The sequence below is a fragment of the Acidovorax soli genome (assembly GCF_014207955.1).
Lineage (GTDB): Bacteria > Pseudomonadota > Gammaproteobacteria > Burkholderiales > Burkholderiaceae_C > Acidovorax > Acidovorax soli_A.
In genome coordinates, this window is the sequence record NZ_JACHLK010000015.1 from 17,805 (window position 1) to 31,951 (window position 14,147).

General features: G+C 68.2%; 12 protein-coding genes. 11 read left to right on the forward strand and 1 reads right to left on the reverse strand.

Translation table 11 applies throughout. The annotated features are described in order from the left end of the window. The first annotated feature begins 75 nt into the window (after nucleotides 1–75). Complete coding sequence (locus tag HNP48_RS27570; protein WP_184863260.1) at nucleotides 76–888, forward strand: formate/nitrite transporter family protein; 813 nt, start codon at nucleotides 76–78, stop codon at nucleotides 886–888. A gap of 179 nt (nucleotides 889–1,067) precedes the next feature. Further along, entirely contained in the window at nucleotides 1,068–2,810 is a 1,743-nt protein-coding gene (locus tag HNP48_RS27575) for a bifunctional protein-serine/threonine kinase/phosphatase (RefSeq protein WP_184863262.1), read from the forward strand. Nucleotides 2,811–2,954: 144 nt separating this feature from the next. Here the strand turns inward: HNP48_RS27575 and HNP48_RS27580 are convergent, their stop codons facing one another. Beyond that, nucleotides 2,955–3,335: an Hsp20/alpha crystallin family protein gene (locus HNP48_RS27580; protein WP_184863264.1), complete on the reverse strand. Its 381-nt coding sequence runs from the start codon at nucleotides 3,333–3,335 to the stop codon at nucleotides 2,955–2,957. A gap of 95 nt (nucleotides 3,336–3,430) precedes the next feature. On the opposite strand from HNP48_RS27580, the gene HNP48_RS27585 reads away from it, so the two are divergent. The 9 genes from HNP48_RS27585 (at nucleotide 3,431) to HNP48_RS27625 (ending at nucleotide 14,136) form a co-directional block, all read left to right on the forward strand. Next, entirely contained in the window at nucleotides 3,431–4,777 is a 1,347-nt protein-coding gene (locus HNP48_RS27585; protein ID WP_184863266.1) for a branched-chain amino acid ABC transporter substrate-binding protein, read from the forward strand. 353 nt (nucleotides 4,778–5,130) lie between these two features. After that, complete coding sequence (locus tag HNP48_RS27590) at nucleotides 5,131–6,132, forward strand: LLM class flavin-dependent oxidoreductase (RefSeq protein ID WP_184863268.1); 1,002 nt, start codon at nucleotides 5,131–5,133, stop codon at nucleotides 6,130–6,132. A 25-nt stretch (nucleotides 6,133–6,157) separates the two neighbouring features. Continuing rightward, a complete protein-coding gene (locus HNP48_RS27595; protein ID WP_184863270.1) occupies nucleotides 6,158–7,513 on the forward strand; it encodes an LLM class flavin-dependent oxidoreductase in 1,356 nt (451 codons plus the stop codon). Next, the gene (locus tag HNP48_RS27600) at nucleotides 7,513–8,715 is read left to right on the forward strand and encodes a M20 aminoacylase family protein (protein WP_184863272.1); all 1,203 of its coding nucleotides are present in this window, start codon (nucleotides 7,513–7,515) and stop codon (nucleotides 8,713–8,715) included. The genes HNP48_RS27595 and HNP48_RS27600 overlap by 1 nt, the downstream gene beginning before the upstream one ends. A 19-nt stretch (nucleotides 8,716–8,734) precedes the next feature. Beyond that, on the forward strand, nucleotides 8,735–9,250 hold the full coding sequence (locus HNP48_RS27605) for a GNAT family N-acetyltransferase (protein WP_184863274.1): 516 nt from the start codon (nucleotides 8,735–8,737) through the stop codon (nucleotides 9,248–9,250). A 28-nt stretch (nucleotides 9,251–9,278) separates the two neighbouring features. Beyond that, nucleotides 9,279–11,105, forward strand: a complete 1,827-nt coding sequence (locus HNP48_RS35710) for an amino acid ABC transporter permease/ATP-binding protein (protein WP_221480377.1) — start codon at nucleotides 9,279–9,281, stop codon at nucleotides 11,103–11,105. Nucleotides 11,106–11,197: 92 nt separating this feature from the next. Next, complete coding sequence (locus tag HNP48_RS27615; RefSeq protein WP_184863276.1) at nucleotides 11,198–12,127, forward strand: ABC transporter substrate-binding protein; 930 nt, start codon at nucleotides 11,198–11,200, stop codon at nucleotides 12,125–12,127. Nucleotides 12,128–12,135: 8 nt separating this feature from the next. Next, nucleotides 12,136–13,068, forward strand: coding sequence for an ABC transporter substrate-binding protein (locus HNP48_RS27620; RefSeq protein ID WP_184863278.1), 933 nt, complete (start codon nucleotides 12,136–12,138; stop codon nucleotides 13,066–13,068). A 3-nt stretch (nucleotides 13,069–13,071) separates the two neighbouring features. Next, complete coding sequence (locus HNP48_RS27625; RefSeq protein ID WP_184863280.1) at nucleotides 13,072–14,136, forward strand: LLM class flavin-dependent oxidoreductase; 1,065 nt, start codon at nucleotides 13,072–13,074, stop codon at nucleotides 14,134–14,136. The last annotated feature ends 11 nt before the right edge of the window (nucleotides 14,137–14,147 follow it).

Here is a 14,147-nt window from a genome sequence, read left to right on the forward strand (position 1 = left end):
CGTTTTCCTTTTGCGCGCTGCCCCGGTGAGCCAGCTGGGGGCGCAGTCCTGTCCTACCGCCCCAAGGAAAGTCAAATGGCCTATCTCGCCCCCACCGAGTTCGTGACCAAGATGGTCGATTCCGGTGAATCCAAGCTCCTGATGTCCACCCGCGACACGCTGATCCGTTCCTTCATGGCCGGCGCCATGCTGGCGCTGGGCGCCGCCTTCGCCGTGACCATCACGGTGAACACCGGCAACGCGCTGCTGGGCGCCTTGCTTTTCCCGGGCTGCTTCATCCTGCTGTACCTGCTGGGCTATGACCTGCTGACCGGCGTGTTCACGCTGGCCCCGCTGGCCGTGCTCGACAAGCGCCCGGGCGCCACCTGGGCCGGTGTCTTTCGCAACTGGGCGCTGGTGTTCTGCGGCAACTTTGCCGGTGCCTTCATGGTGGCGGTGTTCATGGCCATCATCTTCACCTTCGGATTCAGCGAGGCGCCCAACGCCGTCGGCGTGAAGATCGGCCACATCGGCGAGGGCCGCACGGTGGGTTACTCCGCACACGGCGCCGCCGGCATGCTGACCCTGTTCATCCGCGGCGTGATGTGCAACTGGATGGTGTCCACCGGCGTGGTCGCGGCCATGATGTCCACCTCGGTGTCGGGCAAGGCCATCGGCATGTGGATTCCCATCGCCCTGTTCTTCTACATGGGTTTCGAGCACAGCATCGTCAACATGTTCCTGTTCCCCTCGGGCCTGCTGCTGGGTGGCAACTTCACGGTCATGGACTACCTGGTCTGGAATGAAATCCCCACCGTGATCGGCAACCTGGTGGGCGGCCTGACCTTTGTGGGCGCGATGCTGTACTCCACGCACTACAAGACCGCGCCCAAGCGCAAGATCGCCTAAAGACGAGGCTGAACGGGTCCCTCACGCGCCGCGCACCCTGCTTTGGGCGGTCTGCGGCGTTGCAAATGCTCGCCATAGCACGGGCTATGGCTGCGCTTTGCGCCTAGCATCCCATCCCAAATCAGGGCACGCGCCATCGTGAAGACCCATTCATCCTCGCCTTCCTGTCCGCCCTCCCTATGAGTGACAGCCATAGCTTGAACATCACGCTCGGCCAGCATTCCGAGGCTGGGCACAAGGGCAGCAACCAGGACTTTCACGGTGCCATGCTGCCTACCGGGCCGCTGCGCAGCACCAAGGGCATCGCGCTGGCGCTGGCCGATGGCATCGGCTCCAGTGCGGTGAGCCAGGAGGCCAGCGCCGCGGCGGTGCGCGGCTTCCTGGACGACTACTACGCCACCTCCGAGGCCTGGTCGGTGCGCCGCTCGGCCCAGCGCGTGCTGGGTGCCACCAATGCCTGGCTGCATGCGCAGACCCAGCGCAGCCATGCGCGCTTCGACAAGGACCGCGGCTACGTCACCACCTTCAGTGCCCTGATCCTCAAGGGGCGCGAGGTGCACCTGCTGCACGTGGGCGATGCACGCATCTACCGTGTGCATGCCACGGCCCTGGAGCAACTGACCGAGGACCACCGCGTGCACCTGTCCTCGGTCGAGTCCTTCCTGGGCCGGGCGCTGGGCATGGGTCCCAATGTGGAGATCGACTACCGCAGCCTGCCGGCCGGGGTGGGCGACCTCTACCTGCTGGCCACCGATGGTGCCTATGCGCACCTGGATGCGGCCGCCGTGCACCAGGCCATTGCCGACAGTGCCGGCGACTTCGATGGGGCTGCCCAGGCCTTGGTCGCCACCGCACGCACGCGCGGCGCCACCGACGACATGACGGTGCAACTGCTGCGCATCGACACCCTGCCCGAAGCGCGTGCCGGTGCGCTCCCGGCGCCGCATGCTGGGCTGGCCCTGCCGCCACCCCTGGCGCCGCGCATGGCCTTCGAGGGCTACACCATCGTGCGCGAACTGCACGCCAGCGCGCGCAGCCAGGTGCACTTGGCCGTGGACGATGCGACGGGCCAGCAGCTGGCGATCAAGACGCCCTCGGTGGACATGGCGGGCGAGGCGGGCCACCTCGACCGCCTGCTGCTCGAGGAATGGGTGGCACGGCGCGTCCACAGCCCGCATGTGCTGCGCGCCGCGGCGGATGAGCGGCCGCGCCGGCATGCCTTCGTGGCGATGGAGTATGTGGACGGGCAGACGCTGGCGCAGTGGATGACCGACCACCCGCAGCCCGACCTGGATGCCGTGCGCAGCCTCGTCGCCCAGATCGGCAAGGGGCTGCAGGCCTTGCATGCGCGCGAGATGCTGCACCAGGACCTCCGGCCCGAGAACCTGCTGATCGACCGCAGCGGCACGGTCAAGCTCATCGACTTCGGCTCGGTGCATGTGGCGGGACTGGCCGAGGGCACGGCGGCAGCGCGGGCCGATGCCATCGAGGGCACGCTGCAGTACACGGCGCCTGAGTATTTCGTCGGTGGGGTGGGGGATGCGCGCTCGGACCTGTTCGCACTGGCCGTGCTCACCTACCAGATGCTCACGGGCCAATTGCCCTATGGCCTGCAGGTGGCGCGCCTGCGCTCACCGGCCCAGTTGAAGGCGCTGCGCTATGTGCCTGTGCGCCATCTGCGGCCCGAGCTGCCGGCCTGGCTCGACGGGGTGCTGCACAAGGCCTTGCAGCCTGAGGCGGCCAGACGCCAGGAAGCAGTCTCGGAATTCCTGCACGATCTGCAGTCGCCAGGCGCACAATTCCAGCGTATGCGCGCGCCGCCGCTGGTGGAGCGCAATCCGGTTCGGTTCTGGCAGGCGGTGTCGGGCCTGCTGGGGCTGGCGGTGCTGGTGCTGTTGGGAATGCGCGCGTACGGAAATTGAATGTGAACCCTTGCGGTTCGGCGCGTGAGAAAACGGGGGCATGCAAAGCCCTGATGGGATAAGGCCTTTGCCAGACAGGGGCAAAAGGCACGCACGGGGTGGAGCACGGCCGCCAGGCCGCACTCCACTGCGCCGTGTAGGGACTTACTGGATGCTCAGCGAGGTGACCTTGCTGACGGGCTCCACGCGCACCAGGGTGAGCGTGAGCACGCCGTTTTCGAGCTTGGCGCTGCTGGCCGCGGCATCGATGTCGGTGGCCAGCTCCCAGGCGCGCTGCACCTGGCGGGGCGCGCCTTCCACGCTGGACAGGCGCACCACATTGCCTTCGATGGCGATCTGCAGCTGCTCACGGGTGAGACCGGGCACATCGAGCTGCAAGGTGGTGGCCTTGTCGTCCTGGGTGACGGTCACGCCGGCAGAGCGGGCAGGGGTGGCGAAATTGCCCAGCAGAAAGCGCTGCAGTGCCAGGTCGGCGGAGCGGGGGGCGTTGAAGGTGGAACGGCGGGCAACGGGGGCGAAGATCATGAAAAGGACTCCTATACACTGCGCGGCTCTCGACGTGGTCGCCGCATGGACAGAACTTGTGTACGGCCGCAAAGGTTTTCAAGGGGAAAAAGAGCATGAATAAATTGCGGTTCGCGGGCTTGAAATCAGGCGCTGCGGCATTACGTCATTCCGTTTTGGCGGTTGCCGCCACACTGGCCTGCGCGCTGGCGCCGGCATCGGTCAGCTGGGCGCAGACCCCCACCGCGGCCGTACCTGCGGCCACGGGCAAGCCGGTGAAGATGGCGCTGATCGAGAGCCTCTCGGGCGCGTTTGCCAACACCGGTGAAGCGGTCTACCGCAACATCTACTGGGCCATGGAGCGCGTGAACGCGCGCGGCGGCGTGGCCCTGTCGGCCAGCGCCGGCGGTGCGCGCCCGCTGGCACTGGAGCGCTATGACAGCAAGGGCCAGAACGAGGAGGCCCTGTCGGCCCTGCGCGCGGCCATCGACGATGGCGCGCAGGTCATCCTGCAGGGCAACTCCTCGGCCACGGCCGCGGTGCTGATCGAGGCGATCAACAAGCACAACGAGCGCGAGCCGAACAAGCGCGTGATCTTTCTCAACTACTCGGCGGTGGACCCCATCCTCACCAATGAGAAGTGCAGCTTCTGGCATTTCCGCTTCGACGCCCATGCCGACATGCGCATGGCCGCGCTCATGGAAGTGATGCGCGACGACAAGGCCTTGAAGAGCGTCTACCTGATCGGCCAGGACTACAGCTTCGGCCAGGCCGTGCTGCGCGAGGCCAAGAAGCAGCTGTCTGCCCAGCGCCCCGATGTGACCGTGGTCGGCGAAGAACTGCACCCCGTGGGCCGCGTGAAGGACTTCGCGCCCTACGCCGTGAAGATCAAGGCCAGCGGCGCGCAGGCCGTGGTCACGGGCAACTGGGGCAACGATCTCACGCTCTTGGTGAAGGCCGCGCGCGAGGTGGGCTACGAAGGCAGCTTCTACACCTTCTACGGCAATGCGCTGGGCGCGCCCGCGGCCATTGGCGATGCCGGCATCGGCAAGGTGGTGGCCGTGGCCGACTGGCTACCCAATGTGCCGGGCGCACAGAGCGAGGCCTTCTACCAGGCCTTCCGCGAGCGCTTTCCCAAGCCCCAGGACGACTATGTGCACATGCGCATGCAGCTCATGGTGGAGGCGCTCGCGCAGTCCATCGAGCGCGCGGGCAGCACCGATCCGGTGGCCGTGGCGCGGCAGATGGAAAAGGCCAGCGTGCAGCTCTCGGGCCAGGGCGGCAGCATGCGCGCGGCGGACCACCAGTTCCAGCAGGCGCTGGTGGTGGGCGTGATGGACAAGAAGGGCGCCAACGGGGTCAAGTTCGACGTCGAAGGCTCGGGCTATGGCTTCCGCGTGGTGCGCCAGATCGCTCCCGCCAAGGCGCAGCAGCCCCATACCTGCACCATGCAGCGCCCCTGATTGGAAGCCCCCCTGAGTCGCTTCGCGCCACGGTGCGTCCGCCAGAGACGGCCGCTCTTCGTCGCCGTCCAAGCCTGCGCAGGCAGGCTTGGAGCCGCGGCACTCAGTCCCCAGGGGGACGCACCCAGCGCGGCGGGGCGGCCCTGGCGCGGGTGCGCTGGCCACGTGCATGCCTATGGAAGGCTGCCGTAGCTGCACTGGCCGGGGGGGATTTGGCCCAGTGGAAGGCCGCGCGGACACAAGGCTGGGGCGCCTTTTGTCCGTATATCGATATGACAAGTTAGCGCAACGCGCGCCGGCCCGGGGCCACAGAATTTGCAGCATTGATCACCCATGCGCGAATCGCCCCGACCGTGTCCTATGCCCTGTCCCTGCTCGACAAGAGCCCTGTCCCTGAAGGCGCCACCGCGGCCCAGGCCCTGCAGCGCACCGTAGCGCTGGCGCAGCGCGCCGAGCAGCTGGGCTACCGCCGCTTCTGGGTGGCCGAGCACCATGGCAACCCGGGCCTGGCCGGCTCGGCACCCGAGGTGCTGGTGGCCCACCTGCTGGCGCGCACCACGCGCATCCGTGTGGGTTCGGGCGGCGTCATGCTGCAGCACTACAGCCCCTTCAAGGTGGCCGAGGCCTTCAAGCTGCTGGCCGCGCTGGCCCCGGGCCGCGTGGACCTGGGCGTGGGCAAGGCGCCCGGTGGGCTGCCGCTTTCTACTCGCGCACTGCAGGCCGCGCGCGACCCCGCACGCAAGCCGGACTTCGCCGCGCAACTGGCTGAGCTCGACGCCTTCGTCTCCAACACCTTGGCAGCCGACCACCCGCTGGCCGGTGCCGTGGCGCTGCCCGAGCCGCCGCACCTGCCTGAGCGCTTTCTGCTCGGCGGCAGCCCCGACAGCGCGGCGCTGGCCGCGCGCCATGGCTGGCAGTTTGTCTATGCCGGCCACTTCAATGGCGACCCGGTGAACATCGAGCGCTCGCTGCAGGTCTACCGCGAGGCCGCAGGCCGTGCGCCGCTGCTCGCGCTGTATGCCCTGGTCGCAGAGACGCAGCAAGAAGCCGAGCGCCTGGTGGGCGCGCTGCGCATCGTCAAGCTGCACCTGGCCACCGGCCAGAGCGTGAACCTGCCCAGCGAAAGCGCTGCGGCCGAGTTCGCACGCCAGGCCGGCGTGAGCGACTACCGCCTCGAAGAAACGCGCCCGCATGTGATCGCCGGCTCGCAGGCCTTTGTGCGCGATGCGCTCGACGCACTGGCCGAGCGCTATGGCATCGGGGAATTCGTGGTCGACACGCCCGTCACCGGCTTTGCCGAGCGCCTGGCTTCGGTGGAACTGCTGGCCGGTGCCCTGCAGACCGCCGAAGCCTGACCCCGTCTCAGAAGGAAGAGAAAACATGAGCAAGAACACCACCCCCATCCGGTTCGGCCTGATGCTGCACGGCGCAGGCGGCCACATGAATTCGTGGAAGCACCCCGCCGGCCCGGCCGATGCGAGCGTGAACCTCTCGTTCTACATCGACACCGCGCGCAAGGCCGAGGCCCACGGCATCGCCTTCGCCTTTGTGGCCGATGGCCTGTTCATCAACGAGAAGTCGATCCCGCATTTCCTCAACCGCTTCGAGCCCATTTCCATCCTCTCGGCGCTGGCCGTGGCCACCTCGAAGATCGGCCTGGCGGGCACCATCTCCACCTCGTACAGCGACCCGTTCACGGTGGCGCGCCAGTTCGCCTCGCTCGACCTCATCAGCCAAGGGCGCGCGGGTTGGAACGTGGTGACCACGCCGCTCGAAGGCACGGCCAGCAACTACAGCCGCCAGCACCCCGACCACGCGCTGCGCTACGAGATCGCCGACGAGTACCTGGAAGTGACCCAGGGCCTGTGGGACAGCTGGGACGACGATGCGGTGGTGCGCAACCGCGAGACGGGCCAATTCTTCGACCCGGCCAAGCTGCACACGCTCAATCACAAGGGCCGCTTCTTCCAGGTGGCCGGGCCGCTGAACATCGGCCGCTCGGCCCAGGGCCAGCCCGTGATCTTCCAGGCCGGTTCGTCCGATGCAGGCGTGGGCCTGGCGGGCAAGTACGCCGACGCGGTGTTCACCCATTCGCCCAACCTGGAGGCCACGCGCGCCTTCCTGCGCCAGGTCAAGGCCAGTGCCGTGGCCCAGGGCCGCCAGGGCAGCGACGTGAAGATCTTCCCGGGCATCGGCCCGGTGGTGGGCGCCACGCAGGAAGAAGCCGAGGCCAAGTACCAGGCCATCCGCGAGCTGCTCACGGTGGAAGAAGCGCTGGCCTACCTGGGCCGCTATTTCGACCACCACGATTTCAGCCAGTACCCACTCGACGAGCCTTTTCCCGAGCTGGGCGAGATCGGGCGCAACAGTTTCCGCTCCACCACCGACCGCATCAAGGCCGATGCCAAGGAGCGCGGCCTCAGCTTGCGCCAGGTGGCGCTGGAGGCCGCAACGCCGCGCTCGCAGTTCGTGGGCACGGGCGAGCGCGTGGCCGGCGAAATCATCCGCTGGGTGGACGAGGGCGCGGCCGATGGCTTCATCCTCGGCTTTCCGGTGCTGGCGCAGGGGCTCGAAGATTTCGTGACCCATGTGATCCCCGTGCTGGAGGCACGCGGCCGCTATGAGCGCACGCTGCCCGGCGCCACGCTGCGCGACCACCTGGGCCTGCCGCGCAAGGCCAGCCGGTATGCCGCTGCGCCAGAGCAGGGCGCTGCCTCCGACCGGAAGGCTGCCTGATGGGTGCCGCATTGCCGCTGGTCGGTGCCGATGATGTGGCGCGCGTGGAGGAGGGCATTGCCGCCTTCATCGGCGAGTTCAAGGCTCTGCGCCAGGATCTGCACCGCCATCCCGAACTGTCGTTCCAGGAGCACCGCACCGCGGCCATCGTGGCCGAGCGTCTCACAGCGTGGGGCTACGAGGTGACCCCCGGCATCGCCGGCACGGGCGTGGTGGGCCGGCTTAAGCGCGGCCACAGCGGCAAGTCGCTGGGCATCCGTGCCGACATGGATGCCTTGCCCATCACCGAGGCCACGGGCCTGCCCTACGCCAGCGAAAACGCGGGCGTGATGCATGCCTGCGGGCACGACGGGCACACCACCGTGCTGCTCGCGGCGGCGCGCTTTCTGGCCGAATCGGGCCGCTTCGACGGCACGCTGAACCTGATTTTCCAGCCCGCCGAGGAGAACGGCGGCGGCGCCAACCGCATGATCGCCGAGGGGCTGTTCGAGCGTTTTCCCTGCGATGCGGTGTTCGGCCTGCACAACTGGCCCTGCGTGGGCGAAGGGCACTTCGGCTGCGTGACCGGGCCGGCCATGGCCTCGGTGGACCAGATCACCATCACCGTGCGCGGCAAGGGCGGCCATGGCGCCGTGCCGCACGAGACGGTGGACCCGGTGGTGGCCAGCGCCCACATCATCACGGCGCTGCAGACCGTGGTCTCGCGCAATGTCGATCCGCTGGACATGGGCGTGGTCACCGTGGGCTCCGTCCACGGCGGAGCGGCGCCCAATGTGGTGCCCGAGAGCGTGGAATTGAAACTCACCGCGCGCGCCTTCAAGCCCGAGGTGCGCGAAGTCCTGCGCGCGCGCATTCCCGCCGTCGCCCGCGCCCAGGCCGAGAGCTTTGGCGCCACAGCCGAGGTGCAGTACCGCCCGGGCTACCCCGCGGTGCTGAACCACGATGCCGAGACCGCGCTGGCGCGCAGTGTGGCCGTGGACACCTTCGGCGCCGCGCGCGTGGACGCCGGTTTTCGCCCGCGCACGGCCAGTGAGGACTTCGCCTTCATGCTGCTCAAGCGGCCCGGCAGCTATGTCTTCGTGGGCAATGGGGACGGCGCCTCGCTGCACAGCCCGTACTACGACTTCAACGACGCCATCCTCGCGCCCTCGGCCACCTACTGGGTGCGCCTGGCCGAGCGCTTTCTTGCTCCCTCCGTCTGACCTGTCCTGGATGCACACCATGAGCGAACGATTCGTCTATACGACCCCGCTGGATCCGCTGGCGCGCCCGCTGGTCGAGGAACTCAGCTACGAGTACGAAACCCGCTACGGCGATTTCTACGAGCGCGAGGGCGGCCCGCGCGAGATGGAGAAGTACCCGGCCGAGCTGTTCTCGCCGCCCGAGGGCGGCAACTTCGTGCTGCTGCTGCGCAATGGCGAGGCGATTGGCGGTGGGGCCTTCAAGCGCCACCCGGACCCCGGCACGGCCGAGCTCAAGCGCGTGTGGGCGCACTCGGCCTTGCGCCGCCAGGGCCTGGCGCGCCGTGTGGTGCAGGAGCTGGAGGCCCAGGCGCTGCGCCAGGGCTATACGCGCATCTACCTGACCACGGGTTTCCGCCAGCCCGAGGCGGTGGCACTGTACCTGGGCCAGGGCTATTCCGCTCTGTTCGACCCATCGGCGCCGGAAGGCACCTACCGCTCGCTGCCCTTCGAAAAGATCCTGGTGCAGGCGCCTGCGCTGGCCCGTGCCGCCTGAGTTTCCCATCCCCTTCACACACACCACGATGTCGACCACCACCACGCTCGATGCCCATGCACTGCCAGCCGGCCCGGTGCCTGCTGCAGCACCCCCTTCCGTACCCAGGGCGCCGACGGCCAAGGGCGACTACTCACACTACAAGGTGGTGCCTGCACGCTACCGCGCGCGCACGGTGGGCACCGTGTTTGCCGCCGCGGTCATCGCGCTGGTGCTGTACTCGGTGCTCACCAACCCGCGCTGGGGCTGGGGCGTGTTTGCCGAATGGTTCTTTGCCGAGCCGGTGCTCGTGGGCTTGGGCCGCACCCTGCTGCTCACCGCGCTGGGCGCGCTGTTCGGTTTCACGCTGGGCACGGCGCTGGCGCTGGCCCGGGTGTCCCGCTCGCCGCTGCTCGCAGGCCTGTCGTGGACCTTTGTCTGGATCTTCCGCTCCATCCCGGTGATCGTGCTGCTGCTCATCATCAACAACCTGGGCTACCTCTATGAGTCGGTGAGCCTGGGCGTGCCGTTCACGGGCTGGACCTTCTTCTCCTACCCCACCACGCAGCTCATCAGCCCCTTCGTGGCGGCGCTGATCGGGCTCACACTCAACCAGGCGGCCTTTGCCTCGGAGATCGTGCGCGGGGGTATCCTGTCGGTGGACCAGGGCCAGCTCGAGGCCGCCGCCGCGCTGGGCCTGCCGCGCCGGCGCCAGGCCTTTCGCATCGTGCTGCCGCAGGCCATGCGCTCCATCCTGCCCAGTGGCTTCAACGACATCATCGGCCTGGCCAAGGGCACGTCCAATGTCTACATCCTGGCGCTGCCCGAGCTGTTCTACACCATCCAGATCATCTACCGGCGCAACCTGGAGGTGATCCCTCTGCTGATGGTGGCCACCGTCTGGTACCTGGTGATCCTCACGGTGCTGTCCATCCTGCAGCACTACATCGAGCGCCATTTCGCCAAGGGCGCGCTGCGCAACCCGCCGCCTTCTCTATTCACCGCGATTGCGCAGCGCCTGGGGCGCGCACCCCGGGCGGTACCTGCTGCAGCCGTGCCCGCCGCGGCACCGCAGGCCACGGACGCCGTGCCGCGCTGGAGTGGTGGCTTCACGCGTGGCGGCGAGGTCACCATCCACGGTGTCTCCAAGCACTACGGCGCGCTGCAGGTGCTCAAGGACGTGACGCTCACCGTGCCATCGGGCAGCGTCACCGTGGTGCTGGGCCAGTCGGGCTCGGGCAAGTCCACGCTGCTGCGCAGCATCAACCACCTGGAGCGGGTGGACGGTGGTTTCATCGCCATCGACGGCGAGTTGATCGGCTACCGCCAGGATGCCGACACCCTGTACGAGCTGGGCGAAAAGGACATCTTGCAGCGCCGCGTGGACGTGGGCATGGTGTTCCAGAACTTCAACCTGTTCCCCCACCTCACGGTGCTGGAGAACCTCATCGAGGCGCCGATCAGCGTGCGCGGCGTGCCACGCCCCGAGGCCGAGGCCCTGGCCCATGAGCTGCTGGCCCGGGTCGGCCTCTCCGACAAGGCCCACAGCTACCCGCGCCAGCTCTCGGGCGGCCAGCAGCAGCGTGTGGCGATTGCGCGCGCCCTGGCGCTCAAGCCCAAGGTGCTGCTGTTCGACGAGCCCACCTCGGCGCTGGACCCCGAACTGGTGGGCGAGGTGCTGGCCGTGATCAAGGAGCTGGCGCGCTCGGGCACCACGCTGGTCATCGTCACGCACGAGATCGGCTTTGCCCGCGAGGTGGCCGACACCGTGGTCTTCATGGAGCAGGGGCAGGTGCTGGAGACCGGCACGCCCGAGCAGGTGTTCAACCGCCCGCAGCACCCGCGCACGGCGGAGTTCCTGGCCAAGGTGCTCTAGACCCCCACGCTTTTTCTTTTGTTTCCCCGCAGGCGCAGCGCCCGGCTGGGCGCCAGCGTGCCTGCATTTCCCTTTCCTTCAGAAAGCATCCGATGAACTTCTCTCGCCGTTCCACCTTCTTCGCCCTGGCGCTGGCCGCTGCCACCCTGGTCCCCCTGCAGGCAACGGCCCAGGCCGTGGACCTGAGTCCCGAACAGCCTGGCCGTCCTCGCTCGGCCAAGGTCGACGAAGCGCTCAAGCTCGTGTCCAGGGATTTCAAGTTCGCCAAGGAGGGCGTGCTCACCGTGGGCACGACCACGGGCCGCCTGCCCTTTGGCGCCTATGCCAACGACAACAAGACCCCGGTCGGCAATGCTCCGGACATCGCGCAGCTGGTGGCCGACAGCCTGGGGCGCAAGCTCGAACTGGTGTCCGTGGCCTGGGCCGACTGGCCGCTGGGCCTGCAGTCGGGCAAGTTCGACGTGGTGATCTCCAACGTCACGGTGACCGAGGAGCGCAAGGAGAAATTCGACTTCTCCACCTACCGCAATGACCAACTCGGCATCTACGTCAAGGCCGACAGCAAGATCGCCGCGATCAAGGAGCCCAAGGATGTGGCGGGCCTGAAGATCATCGTGGGCGCCAGCACCAACCAGGAGCAGATCCTGCTGCGCTGGAACCAGCAGAACGTGGCCGCAGGCCTGAAGCCTGTGGAGGTGCAGTACTACGACGACGATGTGGTGCTCTACCTGGCGCTGGCTTCGGGCCGGGCGGACGCCTACCTCGCGCCCAACGGCATCGCCGCGCACAATGCGCGCGACGGCAAGACCAAGCTGGTGGGCACCTTCTCGGGCGGTTGGCCGCAGACGGCCGAGATCGCCGTGACCTCGCGCAAGGGCTCGGGCATTGCCGATGCCATCACCACGGCGCTCAATGCGCAGATCCAGAACGGCAACTACACCAAGGCGCTGGAGCGCTGGAACCTGCAGTCCGAGGCGATCCAGGTCGCGCGCACCAACCCCCCTGGCCTGCCCAGGAAGTGAGGCACCGCATGCGCACCCTCTCTTCATCCCTTCTGCGCGGGCTGGCGGTCGTGGCCATGTTCGCATGGGGCACCACCGCCTTCGCGCAGGCCTTCGATTTCACGCCCGAGCAAAAGGGCCGGCTGCGCACCGAGCGCAATGCCGCCGCCATCGCGGCCATCCCCAAGGACTTCAGGTTCGTCAAGGAGGGCACGTTCACCGTGGCCATCGCGCCGTTTGCGCCACCCATCTCCACCTACGCCAGCGATGCCAAGACCGTGGTCGGCTTCGACCCGGACTACGCCCAGCTCATCGCCGATGCCTTGGGCCTCAAGTTGGAGCTCCAGCCCATTGCCTGGGCCGACTGGCCACTGGGCCTGTCCTCAGGCAAGTACGACGCGGTGATCTCCAACGTGGGCGTGACCGAGCAGCGCAAGGAGAAATTCGACTTCTCCACCTACCGCCTGGGCCTGCACGGCTTTTACGTGCGGGCGGACAGCAAGATCGCTTCCATCAAGGAGCCCAAGGACGTGGCGGGCCTCAAGGTCATCACCGCCTCGGGCACCAACCAGGAGCGCATCCTGCTCGAATGGAACCGCAAGAACGTGGCGGCAGGCCTCAAGCCTGCGGAGCTGGTCTACTTCGATGACGACGCGGCACGTCTGCTGGGCGTGGTCTCGGGCCGGGCCGATGCCAACTTCAACCCCAACGCCCCCCAGGCCTACCATGCGGCCAAGGACGGCAAGATCAAGCTCGTGGGCACGGTGAACGCGGGCTGGCCGCTCAAGTCCGACGTGGCCATCACCACGCGCAAGGGCAGCGGCCTGGCCGATGCGCTCACGCTCGCGGCCAATGGCCTGATCCAGGGCGGCCTGTACGGCAAGGCACTGGCGCGCTGGGCCTTGGCGGAAGAGGCGCTGCCCCGGTCGGAGACGAACCCCCCGGGTCTTCCGAAGTTCTGAGCCATGGCCATTCGCCACCTCGCCTTCCTGTCGCCGGGCAACTTCCCGGACACCGATCCCTTCGACGGCCTGGAACACACCCTGCAGCTGTTTGCCTACGGGGAGGCCCTGGGCTTTGACAGCGCCTGGGTGCGCCAGCGCCACCTGGAGCGCGGCGTGTCCTCGGCCGCCACCTTTCTGGCAGCGGCCAGCCAGCGCACCCTGCGCATTGGCCTGGGCACGGCCGTGGTGCAGATGGGCTATGAAAACCCGTTCCGCCTGGCCGAGGACCTGGCCACGGTGGACGTGCTCTCGCGCGGCCGCCTGCACGTGGGCCTGAGCGCCGGAGCTCCGCCTTTTGGCGCGCTGCTGGGCGAGCGCCTGTTCGATGGCGATGCGGGCAGCATCGACTTCTCGCACGCGCGGGTGGAGCGGCTGCGCCGCAACCTGCAGGGCGACCTGCTCGGGGACGAGGAGACCTTTGTCGAATCGCCCGCGGGCCGCCAGCGCCCGCGCCTGCAGCCCTACGCACCGGGTCTGGCGCAGCGCCTGTGGTACGGCGGCGGTTCACTGCGGTCGGCCCAGTGGGCGGGCGAGCAGGGCTACCACCTCTTGATCGGCAACATCAACCGGGGTGAGCAGACGGACCATTTCTTCGAGGCGCAGCGCGCGCAGCTGGCGCTGTTCCATGCCCGCTGGGCGGCGCACCAGCCACCAGGCAGCCTGCCCCGCGTGGCCCTGGGCCGGGTGATCGTGCCGCTGGACGGGGCCGATGCCTCGACCCGTGCCCGCTACCTGGCCTGGGCCGCCACGCGGCAGGCGCGCACCCTGGCACCCCAGGGCGAGCGGCGCACGCTGTTCGCACGCGACCTGGTGGGCCACAGCGAGCAGATCCTGCAGTGGCTGCGCGAGGATCCCATCGTGCCCCTGGTGCAGGAGCTGCGGCTGGAGCTGCCCTACGATTTCGCGCCCGAGGAGTACCGGCAGATCCTGGAGGACACGGCGCGGCGCATTGCGCCGGAACTGGGGTGGCGGGCAGGAGCGGTGCAGGCTACCTCGGCCGGAGCGGGAGAAGCCTGGGCTGCCTGAGTCCCAACCTT